Origin of the sequence: Kitasatospora sp. NPDC057904 (assembly GCF_042887925.1) — a bacterium.
Taxonomy (GTDB): domain Bacteria; phylum Actinomycetota; class Actinomycetes; order Streptomycetales; family Streptomycetaceae; genus Kitasatospora.
The window spans coordinates 163,300-181,049 of record NZ_JBHVOL010000010.1; the positions used below are offsets into that span (position 1 = coordinate 163,300).

General features: G+C 71.7%; 17 protein-coding genes. 8 read left to right on the forward strand and 9 right to left on the reverse strand.

What is annotated here, in order from left to right; all coding sequences use genetic code 11:
* Positions 1-37: 37 nt before the first annotated feature.
* From ACFVSN_RS25225 to ACFVSN_RS25240, 4 genes are all read left to right on the forward strand, one after another.
* A complete protein-coding gene (locus ACFVSN_RS25225) occupies positions 38-1,240 on the forward strand; it encodes a phosphoglycerate kinase (protein WP_380444445.1) in 1,203 nt (400 codons plus the stop codon).
* 5 nt (positions 1,241-1,245) lie between these two features.
* Entirely contained in the window at positions 1,246-2,031 is a 786-nt protein-coding gene (tpiA, locus tag ACFVSN_RS25230; RefSeq protein WP_359960816.1) for a triose-phosphate isomerase, read from the forward strand.
* An 87-nt stretch (positions 2,032-2,118) separates the two neighbouring features.
* Positions 2,119-2,355, forward strand: coding sequence for a preprotein translocase subunit SecG (secG, locus tag ACFVSN_RS25235; protein WP_380444447.1), 237 nt, complete (start codon positions 2,119-2,121; stop codon positions 2,353-2,355).
* Between the two features lie 240 nt (positions 2,356-2,595).
* Positions 2,596-2,883: an RNA polymerase-binding protein RbpA gene (locus ACFVSN_RS25240; protein ID WP_030308030.1), complete on the forward strand. Its 288-nt coding sequence runs from the start codon at positions 2,596-2,598 to the stop codon at positions 2,881-2,883.
* Positions 2,884-2,941: 58 nt separating this feature from the next.
* On the opposite strand, the gene pgl is transcribed toward ACFVSN_RS25240, so the two are convergent.
* The 5 genes from pgl to tkt all read right to left on the reverse strand — a co-directional run bounded on the left by pgl (position 2,942) and on the right by tkt (position 9,781).
* Positions 2,942-3,730 carry a 6-phosphogluconolactonase gene (gene pgl / locus ACFVSN_RS25245; RefSeq protein ID WP_380444449.1) on the reverse strand — a complete coding sequence of 263 codons (789 nt, stop codon included), beginning with the start codon at positions 3,728-3,730 and terminating at the stop codon, positions 2,942-2,944.
* Complete coding sequence (gene opcA / locus ACFVSN_RS25250) at positions 3,727-4,839, reverse strand: glucose-6-phosphate dehydrogenase assembly protein OpcA (protein ID WP_380444450.1); 1,113 nt, start codon at positions 4,837-4,839, stop codon at positions 3,727-3,729. Before opcA ends, pgl begins: the two co-directional genes overlap by 4 nt.
* Positions 4,836-6,383: a glucose-6-phosphate dehydrogenase gene (zwf, locus tag ACFVSN_RS25255; RefSeq protein WP_380444480.1), complete on the reverse strand. Its 1,548-nt coding sequence runs from the start codon at positions 6,381-6,383 to the stop codon at positions 4,836-4,838. Before zwf ends, opcA begins: the two co-directional genes overlap by 4 nt.
* A gap of 70 nt (positions 6,384-6,453) precedes the next feature.
* Positions 6,454-7,596, reverse strand: a complete 1,143-nt coding sequence (gene tal / locus ACFVSN_RS25260; protein WP_380444452.1) for a transaldolase — start codon at positions 7,594-7,596, stop codon at positions 6,454-6,456.
* Between the two features lie 85 nt (positions 7,597-7,681).
* Positions 7,682-9,781, reverse strand: a complete 2,100-nt coding sequence (gene tkt / locus ACFVSN_RS25265; RefSeq protein WP_387599343.1) for a transketolase — start codon at positions 9,779-9,781, stop codon at positions 7,682-7,684.
* 448 nt (positions 9,782-10,229) lie between these two features.
* Between tkt and ACFVSN_RS25270 the strand changes: the two genes are divergently transcribed.
* Positions 10,230-11,177 carry a heme o synthase gene (locus ACFVSN_RS25270; protein WP_380444454.1) on the forward strand — a complete coding sequence of 316 codons (948 nt, stop codon included), beginning with the start codon at positions 10,230-10,232 and terminating at the stop codon, positions 11,175-11,177.
* Between the two features lie 78 nt (positions 11,178-11,255).
* Here the strand turns inward: ACFVSN_RS25270 and ACFVSN_RS25275 are convergent, their stop codons facing one another.
* Complete coding sequence (locus ACFVSN_RS25275) at positions 11,256-11,897, reverse strand: DUF2461 domain-containing protein (protein WP_380444455.1); 642 nt, start codon at positions 11,895-11,897, stop codon at positions 11,256-11,258.
* A gap of 92 nt (positions 11,898-11,989) precedes the next feature.
* On the opposite strand from ACFVSN_RS25275, the gene ACFVSN_RS25280 reads away from it, so the two are divergent.
* Positions 11,990-12,322, forward strand: coding sequence for a hypothetical protein (locus tag ACFVSN_RS25280; protein WP_387599339.1), 333 nt, complete (start codon positions 11,990-11,992; stop codon positions 12,320-12,322).
* A gap of 74 nt (positions 12,323-12,396) precedes the next feature.
* Here the strand turns inward: ACFVSN_RS25280 and ACFVSN_RS25285 are convergent, their stop codons facing one another.
* Positions 12,397-13,377 carry a heme A synthase gene (locus ACFVSN_RS25285; RefSeq protein WP_380444481.1) on the reverse strand — a complete coding sequence of 327 codons (981 nt, stop codon included), beginning with the start codon at positions 13,375-13,377 and terminating at the stop codon, positions 12,397-12,399.
* A gap of 178 nt (positions 13,378-13,555) precedes the next feature.
* Here ACFVSN_RS25285 and ACFVSN_RS25290 point away from each other — a divergent pair, with 178 nt between their 5' ends.
* Entirely contained in the window at positions 13,556-14,884 is a 1,329-nt protein-coding gene (locus ACFVSN_RS25290) for a choice-of-anchor A family protein (RefSeq protein WP_387956622.1), read from the forward strand.
* A gap of 299 nt (positions 14,885-15,183) precedes the next feature.
* Positions 15,184-15,876, forward strand: coding sequence for an LAETG motif-containing sortase-dependent surface protein (locus ACFVSN_RS25295; RefSeq protein WP_387956623.1), 693 nt, complete (start codon positions 15,184-15,186; stop codon positions 15,874-15,876).
* A gap of 73 nt (positions 15,877-15,949) precedes the next feature.
* On the opposite strand, the gene ACFVSN_RS25300 is transcribed toward ACFVSN_RS25295, so the two are convergent.
* Together ACFVSN_RS25300 and ACFVSN_RS25305 are read right to left on the reverse strand one after the other, a co-directional pair.
* Positions 15,950-16,669: an ABC transporter permease gene (locus tag ACFVSN_RS25300; protein WP_380509540.1), complete on the reverse strand. Its 720-nt coding sequence runs from the start codon at positions 16,667-16,669 to the stop codon at positions 15,950-15,952.
* A 41-nt stretch (positions 16,670-16,710) separates the two neighbouring features.
* The gene (locus ACFVSN_RS25305; RefSeq protein ID WP_387956624.1) at positions 16,711-17,640 is read right to left on the reverse strand and encodes an ABC transporter ATP-binding protein; all 930 of its coding nucleotides are present in this window, start codon (positions 17,638-17,640) and stop codon (positions 16,711-16,713) included.
* Positions 17,641-17,750 lie beyond the last annotated feature (110 nt).

Sequence of the window (17,750 nt, forward strand, 5' to 3'; positions counted from 1 at the left end):
GCGCATCCCCCCATCTCCCCAGGAGACCGAAGAACCCGTGAAGACCATCGAAGACCTCGACGTCGCCGGCAAGCGCGTCTTCGTCCGCGCCGACCTGAACGTGCCGCTGGACGGCGCCGCGATCACCGACGACGGCCGCATCCGCGCGGTCGCCCCGACCATCGCCAAGCTCCTGGAGCGCGGCGCGAAGGTCGTCGTCGCCTCCCACCTGGGCCGCCCGAAGGGTGCGCCGGAGGAGAAGTTCTCCCTCGCGCCGGTGGCCGCGCGCCTCGGCGAGATCCTCGGCAAGGACGTCTCCTTCGCCACCGACACGGTGGGCGAGAGCGCCGCGGCCGCCGTCGCCGGCCTGGCCGACGGCCAGGTCGCGCTGCTGGAGAACCTGCGCTTCAACGCCGGCGAGACCAGCAAGGACGACGCCGAGCGCAAGGCCTTCGCCGAGCAGCTGGCCGCCCTGGCCGACCTGTACGTCGGCGACGGCTTCGGCGCGGTGCACCGCAAACACGCCTCGGTGTTCGACCTCCCGGCCCTGCTGCCGCACGCCGCCGGCGACCTGATCGCCACCGAGGTCGGCGTGCTGAAGAAGCTCACCGACGAGGTCGCGCGCCCGTACGTCGTCGTGCTCGGCGGCGCCAAGGTGTCCGACAAGCTCGGCGTGATCGACAACCTGCTGAAGAAGGCCGACCGCATCCTGATCGGCGGCGGCATGGCGTACACCTTCCTGAAGGCCCAGGGCCACGAGGTCGGCATCTCGCTGCTGCAGGAGGACCAGATCCCGGTCTGCCTGAACTACCTGGCCGAGGCCGAGAAGCGGGGCGTCGAGTTCGTCCTGCCGGTCGACGTCCTGGTGTCGGCCGACTTCCCGGACCTCAAGGGCAAGACCCCGGCGACCTTCGACCTCGTCTCCTCGGACGCCATCCCGGCGGACAAGGAGGGCCTGGACATCGGTCCGAAGACCCGCGAGCTGTACGCGGAGAAGCTGGCCGACGCCGGGACGGTGTTCTGGAACGGCCCGATGGGCGTCTTCGAGCACCCCGACTACGCCAACGGCACCAAGGCCGTCGCGAAGGCGCTGCTCGACAGCCCCGGCTTCACCGTGGTCGGCGGCGGCGACTCCGCCGCGGCCGTCCGCATCCTGGGCTTCGACGAGAACGCCTTTGGACACATCTCGACCGGCGGTGGCGCGAGCCTGGAGTACCTGGAGGGCAAGCAGCTCCCGGGTCTCACCGCCCTGGAAGGCTGAACGCAATGACCGAACGTCTCCCGCTCATGGCGGGCAACTGGAAGATGAACCTCAACCACCTTGAGGCCATCCAGCACACCCAGAAGCTCGCCTTCACCCTGAACGACAAGGACTACGCGGCCGTCGAGGTCGCCGTCCTGACCCCGTTCACCGACCTGCGCTCGGTGCAGACGCTGGTCGAGACGGACAAGCTGAAGATCAAGTACGGCTCGCAGGACATCTCGGAGCACGACTCCGGCGCCTACACCGGCGAGGTCTCCGGCCCGATGCTGGCCAAGCTCCGCTGCACCTACGCGGTGATCGGCCACTCGGAGCGCCGCCAGTACCACGCCGAGACCGACGAGATCGTCAACGCCAAGGTCAAGGCCGCCTACCGGGCCGGGATCACCCCGATCCTGTGCATCGGCGAGCCGCTGGAGGTCCGCAAGGCCGGCACCCACGTCGAGCACACGCTGGCCCAGCTGGACGGCGGCCTCAAGGACGTCCCGGCCGAGCAGGCCGAGACCGTCGTGATCGCGTACGAGCCGGTCTGGGCGATCGGCACCGGCGAGGTGGCGACCCCGGAGGACGCGCAGGAGGTCTGCGCGGCCATCCGCAAGCGGATCGCCGAGCTGTACGACGGCGCGCTGGCCGACAAGGTCCGTGTGCTGTACGGCGGTTCGGTCAAGTCGTCGAGCGCGGCCGGCCTGATGGCCAAGCCCGACATCGACGGCGGACTGATCGGCGGTGCTTCGCTGGACGCCGCGGAGTTCGCCAAGATCGTGCGCTACCGTGACCAGGCAGTAGGCTAACGCCGCCGCAGCAACGTAGGCTTTGGGGCCGGACCGCCGGACGCGGCCCGGCCCCTTCGCCGAAGATACGAGAGAGTTGGTCCCGTCGTGGTTCTCGGGTTCTCTATTGCCCTGATCATCTTCAGCCTGCTGATGATCCTGCTCGTGCTGCTGCACAAGGGGAAGGGCGGCGGTCTGTCCGACATGTTCGGTGGTGGCGCGATGTCCACCGGTGGCGGCTCCGCGGTGGCCGAGCGCAACCTCGACCGCATCACGATCGTGGTCGGTCTGGGCTGGTTCGCCTCCATCATGGTGCTGAGCCTGCTGCTCAAGTACAAGGGCTAGGACCGGCCGCACACCTCTGCTGGTAACGGAGCCCGCACAAGCCTGACGCCCCGTCGCCCGAGCGCCTATCCTGGGACGGTCGGGGGCGGAGGCGATGGTGGCGCACCCTTAACTCCTGCTTACACTAGGACGACTTTCGCCACCGACGCGCACCGCGGCGGGTCGGCGTACCAGCACGCAGGGAGTCAGACCGTGGCAAGTGGCAACGCCATCCGTGGCAGCAGGGTCGGAGCCGGCCCGATGGGCGAGGCGGAGCGCGGCGAGTCCGCGCCGCGCAACCGGATCTCCTTCTGGTGTGCCAACAAGCACGAGACCCGTCCCAGCTTCGCCGCCGAAGCCGTCATCCCGGACACCTGGGACTGCCCGCGCTGCGGTTTCCCGGCCGGACAGGACGAGCACAACCCGCCCGCCCCCTCGCGCAACGAGCCGTACAAGACCCACCTCGCCTACGTCCGCGAGCGGCGCACCGACGCCGACGGCGAGGCGATCCTCGCCGAGGCGCTGGCCAAGCTGCGCGGCGAGATCTGAGCCGGAAGACCGAAGGGCGCCACCGTCAACGACGGTGGCGCCCTTCGGCGTTGAGTCCCTAGGCCGAGGCCGGCGGGTACAGCTGCGGCGGGATCCGCTCGGCGGCGGCCCGGTCCAGCAGCCACAGCGTGCGGCCGCGGCCGTACGCGCCGGAGGCGGGCGCCTGGATCTCGCCCGGGCCGGACAGGGCCAGCGCGACCGCGCCCGCCTTGTCCTCGCCGGCCGCCAGCAGCCAGACCTCGCGGGCCGCCCGGATCGCCGGGAGGGTGAGCGAGATCCGGGTCGGCGGGGGCTTGGGGGCCCCGCGCACGCCGACCACCGTCAGCTCGGTCTCCCGCACGCCCGGGTGCTCCGGGAACAGCGACGCGACGTGGGTGTCCGGGCCGACGCCCAGCAGCAGCACGTCGAAGGCCGGCACGCCGGTCCGGTCGCCCGGTCCGGCCGCCTTCGCCAGCTCCTGTGCGTAGCGGGCGGCGGCGGCCTCGACGTCCGAGCCGTCCACGCCGTCCGAGGCGGGCATCTCGTGCACCCGCGCCGGGTCGAGCGGGACGGCGTCGAGCAGCTCGGCGCGGGCCTGGACGGCGTTGCGGTCCGGGTCCGCGGCGGGCACGAAGCGCTCGTCGCCCCACCAGAGGTCCAGCCGCGCCCAGTCGACCGCGTCGCGCGCCGGGGAGGCGGCGATCGCGGCCAGCAGGGCGTTGCCGTTGCGGCCGCCGGTGAGCACCACCGAGGCGGTGCCGCGGGCGGCCTGGGCGTCCACGATCCGGGTGATGAGCCGGGCCGCGGCCGCCTGGGCCATCAGCTCCTTGTCGCGGTGGACGACGAGCTGCGGGGTGGCGTTGGTCATGCGCTGTCCCCGGCGGCCTGCTCGCCGGCCGGCTCGTCGGCCTTCTCCGCGGCCTTCCTGGCGGCCTTCTTCGCCGCGGGCTTCTTCTCCGCGGCGGCGGCCGTCACCCGGTCGGGGTTGGCCACCGGCACGTCGGAGACCGCCTGGGCGAGCCGCCCGGCGGCCACCGTCTCGGCGTTGGCGGGCTCGTGGAGGCGGTCCACGGGCGTGCGCACGGCCGTCGAGTAGATGTCGTCCGGGTCGAGCCGGCGCAGCTCCTCGGCGATCAGCTCCGAGGTCTCGCGCCGCTTGAGCGCCACCTGGCGGTCCGGCGAGCCGGGCATCGACAGGGTGCCCATCAGGCCGTCCGGGCGGTCCAGGGTGATGTCCCCGTCCTTGGTGCGCAGGTGCACCGCGGTGATGCCGGGGCCGCCGGTGACGACGCGCTCGACCGGGACGTGCAGGCGGTTGTGCAGCCACAGGCCGAGCAGCTCGACGCTGGGGTTGTACGACTCGCCCTCCACCACGGCGGAGACGATCTGCGACGGGCGCTGGTCGAGCGCCGCGGCGAGCATCGAGCGCCAGCCGGTGATCCGGGTCCAGGCCAGGTCGGTGTCGCCCGGGGTGTAGCTCTGGGCCCGCTGGGCGAGCTGGCCGACCGGGGACTCGGCGGTGACCGCGTCGGTGATCCGGCGCTGGGCGATCGAGCCGAGCGGGTCCTGCGCCGGGTGGAGCGGCGCGTTGTCCGGCCACCAGACGACGACCGGGGCGTCCGGCAGCAGCAGCGGCAGGACGACGGACTGGGCGTGCGCGGCGAGTTCGCCGTGCATGCGCAGGATGACCGTCTCGCCGGAGCCGGCGTCCGAGCCGACCAGGATCTCGGCGTCCAGGCGGGTCTCGGCGCGGGCCCGGGGCGAGCGCCCGGCGCGCTTGATCACCGCGAGGGTGCGCGAGGGGTGCTCGCGGGAGGCGTCGTTGGCGGCCTTGAGGGCGTCGTAGGCGCTGCCCTCGTCGGTCACGATCACCAGGGTGAGCACCATGCCGGCGGCGGTGCTGCCACCGGCCCGGCGCGCCTCCATGAGGGCGGCGTTGATCTTGCTCGACGTCGTGTTGGTGAGGTCGATCTTCATGGCCGGCGCCAGCTCCTGCCGTCTCGTGCGAGCATCTCGTCCGCCTCGACGGGGCCCCAGGTCCCCGCCGCGTACTGGGCGGGCTTGCCGTGGGTGTCCCAGTACCTCTCGATCGGGTCGAGGATCTGCCAGGAGAGCTCGACCTCCTGGTGGCGCGGGAACAGGTTGGCGTCGCCGAGCAGCACGTCGAGGATGAGCCGCTCGTAGGCCTCGGGGCTGGACTCGGTGAAGGACTCGCCGTAGGCGAAGTCCATCGTGACGTCGCGGACCTCGAAGGAGGTGCCCGGGACCTTGGAGCCGAACCGCACCGTCACGCCCTCGTCCGGCTGGACCCGGATGACCAGGGCGTTCTGCCCGAGCTCCTCGGTCGCGTAGGAGTCGAACGGCAGGTACGGGGCGCGCTGGAAGACGACCGCGATCTCGGTGACGCGGCGGCCGAGGCGCTTGCCGGTGCGCAGGTAGAACGGGACGCCCGCCCAGCGGCGGTTGTTGATCTCCAGCTTGATGGCCGCGTAGGTGTCGGTCTTGGAGTCCGGGTCGATGCCGTCCTCGTCGAGGTACCCGACGACCTCCTCGCCGCCCTGCCAGCCGGCCGCGTACTGGCCGCGCACGGTGTGCCGGCCGAGGTCGGCCGGGAGCTTGACGGCGCTGAGCACCTTCAGCTTCTCGGCGACCAGCGCCTTGGGGTGGAAGGAGGCGGGCTCCTCGATGGCGGTGAGCGCCATCAGCTGGAGCAGGTGGTTCTGGATGACGTCGCGGGCGGAGCCGATGCCGTCGTAGTAGCCGGCGCGGCCGCCGATGCCGATGTCCTCGGCCATCGTGATCTGCACGTGGTCGACGTAGGACCGGTTCCAGATCGGCTCGAACATCTGGTTCGCGAAGCGCAGCGCCAGGATGTTCTGGACCGTCTCCTTGCCCAGGTAGTGGTCGATCCGGAAGACCTCGTCGCGCGGGAAGACCTCGTGGACGACCTTGTTGAGCTCCTGCGCGCTCTCCAGGTCGTGGCCGAAGGGCTTCTCGATGACGGCGCGGCGCCAGGAGCCCTGCGGAGGGTCGGCCAGGCCGTGCTTCTTGAGCTGCTGGACGACGGTCGGGAAGAACTTCGGCGGGACGGACAGGTAGAAGGCGAAGTTGCCGCCGGTGCCCTGGGCCTTGTCGAGCTCCTCGATGGTCGCCCGGAGCTTGTCGAAGGCGTCGTCGTCGTCGAAGGTGCCCTGGACGAAGCGCATGCCCTTGGCGAGCTGCTGCCAGACCTCCTCCCGGAACGGGGTCCGGGCGTGGTCCTTGACCGCGTCGTGGACCTCCTTGGCGAAGTCCTCGTCCTCCCACTCGCGGCGGGCGAAGCCGACGAGCGAGAAGCCCGGCGGCAGCAGTCCGCGGTTGGCGAGGTCGTAGATCGCCGGCATCAGCTTCTTGCGGGACAGGTCGCCGGTGACCCCGAAGATGACCAGGCCCGACGGCCCCGCGATGCGCGGGAGCCGTCGGTCTGCGGGGTCACGAAGCGGGTTGACGGGAGTGGCCGGGAGATCGTCCGCGTCCGACACCGGTGTCAACTCGGGGAAATCAGTGCTCACTTGATGGGCTCCGCTTTCGTGCGCTGGCGGTGAGCAGGGGTCACTTCTCGTCGGCGAAGGACGCGAGCGAGGCGGTGACGGTGTCGAGCAGCTCGGTCCAGGACTGCTCGAACTTCTCGACGCCCTCGTCCTCCAGCACCTGGACCACGTCGTCGTAGTCCACGCCGGCGGCCGCGATGGCGTCCAGGACGGCCTTGGCGTCGGCGTAGTTGGGGACGATGGTGTTGCCGGTGACCACGCCGTGGTCGGCGGTGGCGTCCAGGGTGGCCTCGGGCATCGTGTTCACGGTGCCGGGGGCGACCAGCTCGGTGACGTACAGGGTGTCCGGCAGGGCCGGGTCCTTGACGCCGGTGGAGGCCCAGAGCGGGCGCTGCGGCTTGGCGCCGGCGGCCTCCAGGGCCTTCCAGCGGGCGCTGCCGGCGGTCTGGCCGTCGACGCTGCCGAAGACGTCCTCGTAGGCCTGGTAGGCGAGGCGGGCGTTGGCCAGGGCGGCCTTGGAGCGCAGGTTCTTGGCGTCGCCGCCGATCTTGTCCAGGCGCTTGTCGATCTCGGTGTCCACGCGGGAGACGAAGAAGGAGGCGACGGACTCGATCTGGGAGAGGTCCAGGCCCTTGGCCTTGGCGGACTCCAGGCCGGTCAGGTAGGCGTCCATGACGGCCTTGTAGCGGTCCAGCGAGAAGATCAGCGTGACGTTGACGCTGATGCCCTTGCCGATGACCTCGGCGATGGCGGGCAGGCCGGCCTTGGTGGCGGGGATCTTGATGAAGACGTTCGGGCGGTCGACCAGCCACCACAGCTGCTTGGCCTCGGCGACGGTGGGGGCGGTCTCGTGCGCCAGGCGCGGGTCGACCTCGATGGAGACGCGGCCGTCGCGGCCGTTGGAGGCGTCGTAGACCGGGCGCAGCACGTCGGCGGCGTCGCGCACGTCCGAGGTGGTGATCATGCGGATCGCCTCGTCGGTGGTGACCTTGCGGACGGCGAGGTCGCGCAGCTGGCCGTCGTAGGAGCTGTCGCCGCTGCCGGCGATGGCCTTCTGGAAGATGGTCGGGTTGGTGGTGACGCCCACCACGTGCTTGTTCTGCACCAGCTCGGCCAGGTTGCCGGAGTTCAGCCGCTTGCGGCTGAGGTCGTCCAGCCAGATCGCCACGCCTTCGTCGCTGAGGCGCTTGAGTGCGTCGGTCATGGTGCTCAGTCCTTCTTCTTCTGTCTTCGTGGGGTCGTCAGAGGGGCCGCGTACCCGCGTGCGGGCGGGTACGCGGCCCGAGGGGCTAGCGGTTGACGGCTTCGAGGGAGCGCAGGGCGTTGTGGGCCTCGGCCACCACGCGCTCGGCGGTCAGGCCGAACTCCTCGAACAGCACCTGGTAGTCCGCGGAGGCGCCGAAGTGGTCCAGCGAAACGATCCGGCCGTGGTCGCCGACCAGCTCGCGCCAGCCCTGGGCGATGCCGGCCTCGACCGAGACGCGGGCCTTGACCGACGGCGGCAGCACGCTGTCGCGGTAGGCCTGGTCCTGCTCCTGGAACCACTCGAAGGACGGCAGCGAGACGACGCGGGTGGCGATGCCCTCGGCCTCCAGGACCTCGCGGGCCTTGACGGCCAGCTGGACCTCGGAGCCGGTGCCCAGGAGGATCACCTGCGGGTCGCCGTTGCCGGCCTCGGCCAGGATGTAGCCGCCCTTCGCGGTGCCCTCGGCGGAGCCGAAGACCTCGCGGTCGAAGGTCGGGACGTTCTGGCGGGTGAGCGCCAGGCCGACCGGGCCGGGGTGGCTGGTCTGCCGCTCGATGACGGTGCGCCAGGCGACGGCGGTCTCGTTGGCGTCGGCCGGGCGGACCATGGACAGGCCCGGGATGGCGCGCAGCGAGGCCAGGTGCTCGACCGGCTGGTGGGTCGGGCCGTCCTCGCCGAGGCCGATGGAGTCGTGCGTCCAGACGTAGGTGACCGGCAGCTTCATGAGCGCGGCCAGGCGGACGGCCGGGCGCATGTAGTCCGCGAAGACCAGGAAGGTGCCGCCGTACACGCGGGTCCTGCCGTGCAGGGCGATGCCGTTCATGGTCGAGCCCATGGCGTGCTCGCGGATGCCGAAGTGGATCGTCCGGCCGTACGGGCTCGCCGACTTCAGCGGGTTGCCCTCGGGGAGGAAGGAGCTCTCCTCGTCGATGGTGGTGAGGTTGGACTCCGCGAGGTCGGCCGAGCCGCCCCACAGCTCCGGGACCACCGCGCCGATCGCCTTGAGGGTCTCGCCGGAGGCCTTGCGGGTGGCGACGTCCTTCCCGGCCGGGAAGGACGGGACGGTCTTCTTCCAGCCCTCGGGCAGCTCGCCGGCCTGGATGCGGTCGAACTCGCCGGCCCGGTGCGGGTTGGCGGCGCGCCAGGCCTCGAAGGAGCCCTGCCACGCGTCGCGGGCGGCCTTGCCGCGCTTGATCACCAGGCGGGCGTGCTCGATGACCTTGTCGGAGACCTCGAAGGTCTTCTCCGGGTCGAAGCCCAGGACCTTCTTGGTGGCGGCGATCTCGGCGGCGCCGAGGGCGGAGCCGTGGGCCTTGGCGGTGTTCTGGGCGTCCGGGGCCGGCCAGGCGATGATCGTGCGCATAGCGATCATCGACGGGCGGGCGGTCTCGGCCTTGGCGGCGGCCAGCGCGTCGGCGAGGGCGGCGACGTCGATGTCGCCGTTCGCCTTCGGGGTGACCCGCTGGACGTGCCAGCCGTACGCCTCGTAGCGCTTGAGGACGTCCTCGGAGAAGGCCGTCTCGGTGTCGCCCTCGATGGAGATGTGGTTGTCGTCGTACAGGGCGACGAGGTTGCCCAGCTGCTGGTGCCCGGCCAGCGAGGAGGCCTCGGCCGAGATGCCCTCCTCCAGGTCGCCGTCGGAGACGATGGCCCAGATCGTGTGGTCGAACGGGGACTCGCCGGCCGGGGCGTCCGGGTCGAAGAGGCCGCGCTCGTAGCGGGCGGCCATCGCCATGCCGACCGCGTTGGCGATGCCCTGGCCGAGCGGACCGGTCGTGGTCTCGACGCCGGCGGTGTGGCCGTGCTCGGGGTGACCGGGGGTGCGGCTGCCCGCGACGCGGAAGGCCTTGAGGTCGTCCAGCTCCAGGCCGTAGCCCGAGAGGTAGAGCTGGGTGTAGAGGGTCAGGCTGGTGTGCCCGGGGGAGAGGACGAATCGGTCGCGCCCCACCCAGGAGGGGTCGGTGGGGTCGTGCCGCAGGAAACGCTGGAAGATCAGGTACGCCGCCGGGGCCAGCGACATGGCCGTCCCGGGGTGTCCGTTGCCGACCTTCTGGACGGCGTCCATGGCCAGGACCCGGGCCGTGTCAACCGTGCGCTCATCCAGTTCGGACCACTCGAATGTGTTCGTCGGCGTCGTGCTCACCCTGTCTCAGGGCTCCTTCCGTTGTGAAGAGTGACCCCGTGAAGGGGACCCGGTCGGCCACGGCGCTGTGGTCCCGACGCTGGTGGTGCCGGTCACGGAGGGTAGATCCCGCTTCTGTGTGCGAGCCTACCGTCCGGCCCGGGGCTCACCCTGCGTGCTGGGACAACCGGAATTCGGGTATGGCGATTCCCACGATGCCGCTCTGGGGCGTTTTGTCCCAGGCTCTCCTGTTTTGGCGGGCCCTGCCCCTCCGATGAGCAGGACGGGGGAGGCGGGACCGAGTGGTCGGAGTTCGTGGGTTCACCCAGGGGTGTGCGTTCCGCCCCGCCGGGGGACCCCGGAGCCGGTGGGGAGATATGGAGCGTCTAAGGTGGCGTGGTACGCGCAGAGCGGACGATTCGGGACCTTCGTTTCCTTCGACGCCTGCGAGGATTCATCTTCAGTTGGGGTGTTAGTGACCGCCGTCGAAACCCGTCCCGCCGGGGTCACCGGGGCGACTCCTGCGCACCGGCCCATCGGGGCCCGTGTCGGCGCGTTCGTCGCACTGACCAAGCCGCGGATCATCGAACTGCTGCTGATGAGCACGGTTCCGGTGATGTTCCTGGCCCAGCAGGGCGTCCCGAACATGCTGCTGGTGCTGAAGGTCGTGGTCGGCGGCTACCTCTCGGCGGGCGGCGCCAACGCCCTCAACATGTACATCGACCGCGACATCGACGCGGTGATGTCGCGCACCGAGCGGCGCCCGATCGTCACCGGCATGGTGTCGCCGCGCGAGGCGCTGGTGTTCGGCATCGTCCTCGCGGTCGTCTCGACGCTGCTGCTCGGTTTCGGCGTCAACTGGCTGTCCTCCGGACTCGCGCTCGGCGCCCTGCTGTTCTACGTCTTCGTCTACACGCTGGGCCTCAAGCGGCGCACCTCTCAGAACATCGTGTGGGGCGGCATCGCGGGCTGCATGCCGGTGCTTGTCGGCTGGTCCTCCGTCACCAACTCCCTGTCCTGGGCGGCGGTCATCCTCTTCCTGGTGGTGTTCTTCTGGACGCCGCCGCACACCTGGGTGCTGTCGATGAAGGTGCGCGACGACTACCTGCGCGCCGGCGTGCCGATGCTGCCGGTGGTCAAGGGCAACGTGGCGGTGGGCAAGCAGGTCGTCGCCTACTCCTGGGTCATGGTGGCCGTCTCGCTGGCGCTGTGGCCGCTGGGGCACATGAGCTGGCTGTACCCGGTCGCCGCGGTGGTGCTCGGCGCGGCCTGGCTGCGCGAGGCGCACGCGCTGTACGCGCGGGCCAAGGCCGGGGTCGTCGGCGCGAAGCTGAAGGAGATGCGGCTGTTCCACTGGTCGATCACCTACCTGTCGCTGCTGTTCGTGGTCTGCGCGATCGACCCGTTCGTGAAGTAGGCGCGGCAGTACGGAAGAAGAGCCCCGGTCCGGGTGGACCGGGGCTCTTCCGCGTTCACCGGCCTTGTTCGCCGGCCTTCATCGGGCCGGGAGTCCGGACGGGCCGACGTGGCCGTCCAGCCAGTCCTTGAGCGGCTGGGAGGCCCGCAGGAAGGCGGCGATCCGGGTGTGCGCGGTGCGGGTGCCCAGCCACTTCGCGGGCGGCCACTCCTGCCAGGCCACGAGGCCCTTGTGGCGCAGCAGCTCGATCCTCGGGTGGTCCTTGGGGTAGCCGCGCGGGGCGGACTTCAGGCTGTCGCGGCCGAAGACCTGCGGGCCGTCCTTCTCCACCCGGGCGATCACGCGCTCCAGTTCGGCCCCGGAGACGTCCTCGGCGACGGCCGCGCGGTAGCGCTCCAGCTGGTCCGCGGCGAGCTGGTACATGCCGTTGCCGCAGGCCAGGCCGTCGGCGGAGAGCTGGACGTAGCCGCCCGCCTCCAGGTGGGCGCCGATGTGCGTCTTGTACGGGGACTTGTCGGCGCTGAAGCGGACGTCGCGGTTGGGGCGGAAGATCTTCCCCGGCCCGAACTCCGGTTCCAGCTCGGCCAGCAGCTCCTCCATGGGGGCGCGCACGGCCTCGTCGTAGCGGTCCTTGTGGGCCTGCCAGAAGGTCTTCGAGTTGTCGGCCTCCAGGTGCTCGTAGAATTCGAGCGCCTCGGCAGGCCAGCCGGAGAAGGTCACACGGCCAGTATGGATCGAGCGGGGGCAGTATGTGGCCCGGTGCACAGGGTGCTCCCGTCGCCAGCGCCGCTACCGGTGGGTAGCATGCGGGCATGAGCGCAGAGACCACCCCCGCCGCGTCGGACGCCCGCACCGAGCGCCGCGCCAAGCGCATCGCCAGGAACCTGACCAGCTTCGCCGCGCAGCACGGCGGCAGCGCCGACGCGGTCGTCGAGTACGTCGGCGCCGTGGCCACCCGGATCGTCGTGGTCGGCGCGGACGGCGCCTGGGGCGACCAGGTGGCCCCGAGCTACGCCGTCGGCCGCCGGGCCGCCGAGCTGGCCGGGCTGACCCTGCACGACGACTTCGAGGGCGAGCTGGCCCTCAAGGTGAAGACCGGCCCGTACGAGTGGAAGCGGATGGCCGGCATCCAGCTCGGCGGCTGACCGCCCGGCCCCCGTACGGCGAACGGCCCGGCTCCCTTTGTGGGGGAGCCGGGCCGTCGTGCGTGTCGCAGCGGTCAGACCGAGGCGGTCTGCGGGGTCTGCGCGGGCAGCTGTCCGGGGGCTTCCCCGTCCGCGCGGGTGCGCAGGGCGAGGGGGACGCGCAGGGCGGCGATCCAGGTCAGCGTGGCCAGGAACATGTGCAGGCCGACCATGAGCTCGGGAGCGTCGGTGAAGTACTGGACGAAGCCGAGCACGCCCTGGAGCAGGAGCACGGCGAGGAGTTCCTTGGCCCTGGCGCGGGCGGGCTGCGGGGCCTTGACCGCCGCGAAGACGAAGATCACGGCAATCGCCAGGCCGACCGAGACGAACGCGAAGTCGGCGTGGAACTGCGCGAGGCGGTCGTAGTCGATCGGGATGCGCGGCACGATCTTGTTGTCCTGCGGCGTGCCGGGGTGGTGGCCGGCGCCGGTGACCAGGGTGCCGGCGGCGACGAGCGTTCCGATCGCGGCGACCAGCACGTAGGAGAGCCGGTGGATCGGGCCGGCCACCGCGAGCTTCGCCGGGCCGTCGCCCTCCTTGCTGCGCTCCCACATCAGCAGCGCGACCCACACCAGGGCCATCGCGGCGATCATGTGCAGCGCGACGGTGTACGGGTTGAGGCCGGTCAGCACGGTGATGCCGCCGAGGACGGCGTTGCTCATCACCAGCCAGAACTGCGCCCAGCCCAGCTTCGTCAGGCTGCGGCGCCAGGGGCGGTGGCAGCGCGCGGCCAGGATCGCCCAGCCGACCGCGGCGCTCAGCACGTAGGTGAGCATCCGGTTGGTGAACTCGACGATGCCGTGGAAGCCCATCTCGGCGGTGGGCGTCAGGCTCTCGTCGGTGCAGCGGGGCCAGGTGGTACAGCCGAGGCCGGAGGCGGTGAGGCGGACGGCGCCGCCGGTGACGACGATCACCACGCTCATCACCAGCGCGGCGAACGCGGCGCGCCGGACCATCGCGGCGGACGGCTGCCAGCGGTCGGCGAGCAGGGAGAAGGGGTTCAGCACGCGGTCAATCGTAGGGGGCCTTACAGCCGATCTTGGGGCGGGGCATGGGTCAGCGCAAAAGCGGATCTTACGGTCAAGGCGGTCAATGGTCTTGACCATTCACCCGTTTGGCCGAAAGAGTGCGGATTGGTCCAGACCTTTTTCGGGCCCCCCTCCACTCCTCCCGCACGTAAGCGGAGCTCTGCACATGCGCATATCCACGTCCGCCGCCGCGCTCGCGGTCGGCGGCTCGCTCGCACTGGCCGGCCTCGTCGCGCCGGCCGCCCAGGCCGTCGGCGCCGACCAGGAGTGCCGCGGCCTCGGGGTCGCCGGCCTCTACGGCGAGTTCGTCGAGGGCGACGACACCCACACCCCGGACGCCGAGGGCGCGGTCGCGGTGGGCGGCAACGCCGACTTCCGCGGCGGGTTCTCGGTCGGCCAGGAGCTCACCGCCGAGCAGGTCGCCGCCCTGCCGGGCGGCAACGCCCTCGTGGTGGCCGGCGATCTGACCGGTACCAACACCCAGGTGATGAAGGGCAACGGCGTCTACGGCGGCACGCTGACCGGGGTGCTGGAGGCTCACCAGGGCAAGGTCGGCCGGGGTGCCTCCCCGATCGACTTCAAGGCCGAGTTCGCCAAGCTGCGCGCCGCCTCCGCCGCGCTGGCCGCCGTGCCGCAGACCGCCGGGGCCACCGTCCAGGCCGACGGCGGCAGGCTGACGCTGACCGGCGGGGACGCGAAGTACAACGGCTTCACCGTCGACGCCGCGAAGCTCCAGGGCGCGAAGGACGTCTTCGTCCGGGTGCCGGCCGGCTCGGTGACCGTCGTCACCGTGACCGGATCGTCGTACGGCATGGCGGCGGCCGGGACCACCGGCTTCCAGCTGTGGGACGAGGCCAAGGCGGCCTACGTCCTGGACGACAAGCTCCAGAGCGCGGCCGGCGGTGCCGTCCGGGCCGGGCTGCTCTGGAACTTCCCGTCCGCGACCAAGGTGGTCAAGAGCAGCAAGGCCGCCTGGGCCGGTACGGTGCTCGCCCCGAACGCCGCCTTCGACCTCGGCAGCGGCGGCCCGGTCAACGGCTCGGTGATCGCCGCCTCGCTGACCGGCAAGGGCGGCGCCGAGACGCACCACTACCCCTTCACCGGCTGCCTGCCGGCCGTCCTCCCGACGCCGTCCGCGACCCCGACCGGGACGCCGACCGTGCCGCCGGTGGTGCCGACCGGCACGCCGTCGACGCCGGGCGCCACCGCGCAGCCGTCCGGAACGCCGTCCGGAACGCCGTCGGGGACGCCGTCGGGACCGGCGGGCGGGAAGCCGAGCGGGGGCGCGTCGCCGAGTGCGTCCGCCTCGCCGTCCACCAGTGCGCCGGCGGCCTCCGCGCCGGCGAGCCCCTCGGCGTCGGCGAACACCGGAGGCGGGCTCGCGCACACCGGTTCCGGGCCCGTCCTGCCGCTGGCGATCGGCGGCGCCGTGGTGCTCGCGGCCGGCGGTGGAATCGTCGTGGCGACGCGTCGTCGGGCGGCGAAGAAGGCCTGACCGTTCGTCGGCTGATCGAAGCCGCACCCCCGGTGATTGAACCTGATCACCGGGGGCTGCGTTTTTTCAGTCAGGTGACGAAGTCCATTCGGGTTCGCCGATTCCGCGTTGTGCGTGGTGGCGCCTGTGGTGGGCTGGTCATGCACATCCATCGTGAGACCGACAGACGAAATCCGGTCGTACGGCGGGGTGTGGCGAGGTGCGGGAGTGCCGGTAGAGTCCCCCGGACAGCCGTAGCGGGCCACCGCGAAGCACTCAACACGCCTGCTGCACAAGACCGTTCGGAGGGGAACAGGGCAATGGCACGACAGCAGCGGCACTTCGGGATCGGAGCGGCGGCACTCGCCGGTACGGTGGCGGCCGGAATCCTCCTGCCCCTGAGCCTGGCCGGGCCGGCTTCGGCCCACGTGCCGGCGTGGAAGGTGGACTGCGACAAGATCGTGATCGATCTGGTCAAGTACAGCGAGAAGGACACCGTGACGAACAACGTCACGCTCACCATCGACGGTGAGAAGGTGCTGGACAAGAAGTTCGGCAAGGAGTTCCACGGCACCTTCCCGGTGAAGGACCACTCCGCGCCGATCAAGGCGACCTTCGTGGTGACCACCACGGAGACCCCGGCCGAGCCCGGTTGGAACATCGACGAGTCGGAGACGATCCAGCCCTGCCACACGCCGACGCCGACCCCCACGCCCACCAAGACGCCCACCCCCACGCCGACCCCGACGACGACGCCGACCACCCCGCCGACGCCGGTCCCCAGCGTGACGCCGACCCCGAGCACCACCCCGCCGGGCACCGCGGCCCCGTCGGTGACGCCGCCCGCGAGCAAGACCCCGGCCCCGGCGCCGAGCACCGGCGGTCCGGCCCTCGCCGAGACCGGTGGCAGCTCGGCCACCCCCGTCATCGCGGCGGCCGGCGCCGGGGTGCTGCTGCTCGGCGGCGCGATCGTGCTGTTCGCCCGCAAGCGCCGTGGCGGCAGCCAGAGCTGACGGTCCACCGGTAGTACGCACGGCGCCCCCCGGCCTCAAGTGGCCGGGGGGCGCCGTGCGTTGATGGCCGGGACTACTCCCAGCGGAAGAAGCGCGCGGCGGCGGCCAGGCCGACGACGGCCCAGCCGGCCAGGATCCCGAGGTCCGACCACGGCACCCCTGCACCGGTCTGCAGGACGGACCGCAGGCCGTCCGAGAGCGCCGCGATCGGCAGCAGCTCCAGCACCGACTGCACGGCGGACGGGAACTTGGTCAGCGGCACGATCACCCCGCCCCCCAGCAGCAGCAGGATGAACACGAGGTTCGCGGCGGCCAGTGTCGCCTCGGCCCTGAGCGTGCCGGCCATCAGCAGGCCGAGCCCGGAGAAGGCGGCCGTGCCGAGGACCAGCAGCGCGGCCACCGAGAACGGGTCGCCGTGCGGGGACCAGCCGAGCGCCAGCGCGATCACCGACAGCAGCGCGACCTGCAGCGCCTCGGTGACCAGCACGCAGCCGGTCTTGGCGGTCAGCAGCGCCCAGCGCGGCAGCGGGCTCGCGCCGAGCCGCTTCAGCACGCCGTAGCGGCGCTCGAAGCCGGTGGCGATGGCCTGGCCGGTGAACGCGGTGGACATCACGGCGAGCGCCAGCAGACCGGGTGCCAGGAAGTCGACCCGCTTGCCGGGGCCCTCCACCGTGACGACGTCGACGGCGGAGAACAGCACCAGCAGGACGGTCGGGATGACGACCGTGAGCAGCAGCTGCTCGCCGTTGCGCAGCAGCATCCTGGTCTCGAACGCGGTCTGCGCGAGCAGCATCCGGCCGACGGGGGCCGCACCCGGCCTGGGGGAGTAGTCGGTCACGAGCGCAGGTCCCGTCCGGTCAGGTCGAGGAAGACGTCTTCGAGGCTGCGGCGCTGCACGGCGAGCCGCTCGGGGAGGATGCCGGAGGCCGCGCACCAGGAGGTGACGGCGGCCAGCAGCTGCGGGTCCACGGTCGCGGCCTCGACGCGGTAGTTGCCGGGGGCCGTCTCGGTGGCGGCCGTGCCCCCGGGCAGCTCCTTGAGCAGCGGGCCGAGGTCGAGTCCGGGCGGGCCGTCGAAGCGCAGCGCGTTCTCGGCGCCGCCGCGGCACAGCTCCTCGGGGGTGCCGGCGGCGATGACCCTGCCGCGGTCGACGATGGCGACGTGGTCGGCGAGCTGCTCGGCCTCGTCCATGTGGTGCGTGGTGACGACCACGGTGACGCCGTCCCGGCGCAGGTCGCGGACCAGCTCCCAGGTGGCGCGGCGGGCCTGCGGGTCGAGGCCGGCGGTGGGCTCGTCGAGGAAGACCAGCTCGGGGCGGCCGACCACGGCCATGGCGAGGGCGAGCCGCTGCTGCTGGCCGCCGGAGAGGCGCCGGTAGGTGGTGCGGCCGCAGGAGCCGAGGCCGAGCCGCTCGACCAGGGCGTCGACGTCCAGCGGGTGGGCGTGCAGCGTGGCGGTGTGCCGCAGCATCTCGACGGCGCGGGCGCCCGCGTACACCCCGCCGGACTGCAGCATGACCCCGATCCGCGGGCGCAGGGCGGCGTGCTGGGCGACCGGGTCGAGGCCGAGGACGCGGACGGTGCCGGCGTCGGGGCGGCGGTAGCCCTCGCAGGTCTCGATGGTGGTGGTCTTGCCGGCGCCGTTGGGGCCGAGGACGGCGGTGATCGCGCCGCGCTCGATGGTGAGGTCGAGGCCGTCCACCGCGGGCTTGTCACCGTAGTGCTTGACCAGCCCGGCGATCTGGACCGCGGGTTCGGAGTGCATACCGGCGAGTCTAAGAGGGCCTCACGCCGGGCCCCGCCGGGGCCTCGGTGATCGTTTCTGCAGGTCAGGTAAGCCTTACCTGCGTGACTGATGACACGGGTGAGGCCTGG

Bases quoted from the DNA above. Each gene is read 5' to 3' on its own strand.
- tal (WP_380444452.1), bottom strand. From the start codon at position 7,596: ATGACCGACGCACTCAAGCGCCTCAGCGACGAAGGCGTGGCGATCTGG.
- ACFVSN_RS25240 (WP_030308030.1), top strand. From the start codon at position 2,596: ATGGGCGAGGCGGAGCGCGGCGAGTCCGCGCCGCGCAACCGGATCTCC.
- ACFVSN_RS25305 (WP_387956624.1), bottom strand. From the start codon at position 17,640: ATGCACTCCGAACCCGCGGTCCAGATCGCCGGGCTGGTCAAGCACTAC.
- opcA (WP_380444450.1), bottom strand. From the start codon at position 4,839: ATGAAGATCGACCTCACCAACACGACGTCGAGCAAGATCAACGCCGCC.
- ACFVSN_RS25290 (WP_387956622.1), top strand. From the start codon at position 13,556: ATGCGCATATCCACGTCCGCCGCCGCGCTCGCGGTCGGCGGCTCGCTC.
- ACFVSN_RS25280 (WP_387599339.1), top strand. From the start codon at position 11,990: ATGAGCGCAGAGACCACCCCCGCCGCGTCGGACGCCCGCACCGAGCGC.
- ACFVSN_RS25300 (WP_380509540.1), bottom strand. From the start codon at position 16,669: ATGCTGCTCGCGCAGACCGCGTTCGAGACCAGGATGCTGCTGCGCAAC.
- pgl (WP_380444449.1), bottom strand. From the start codon at position 3,730: ATGACCAACGCCACCCCGCAGCTCGTCGTCCACCGCGACAAGGAGCTG.
- ACFVSN_RS25295 (WP_387956623.1), top strand. From the start codon at position 15,184: ATGGCACGACAGCAGCGGCACTTCGGGATCGGAGCGGCGGCACTCGCC.
- tpiA (WP_359960816.1), top strand. From the start codon at position 1,246: ATGACCGAACGTCTCCCGCTCATGGCGGGCAACTGGAAGATGAACCTC.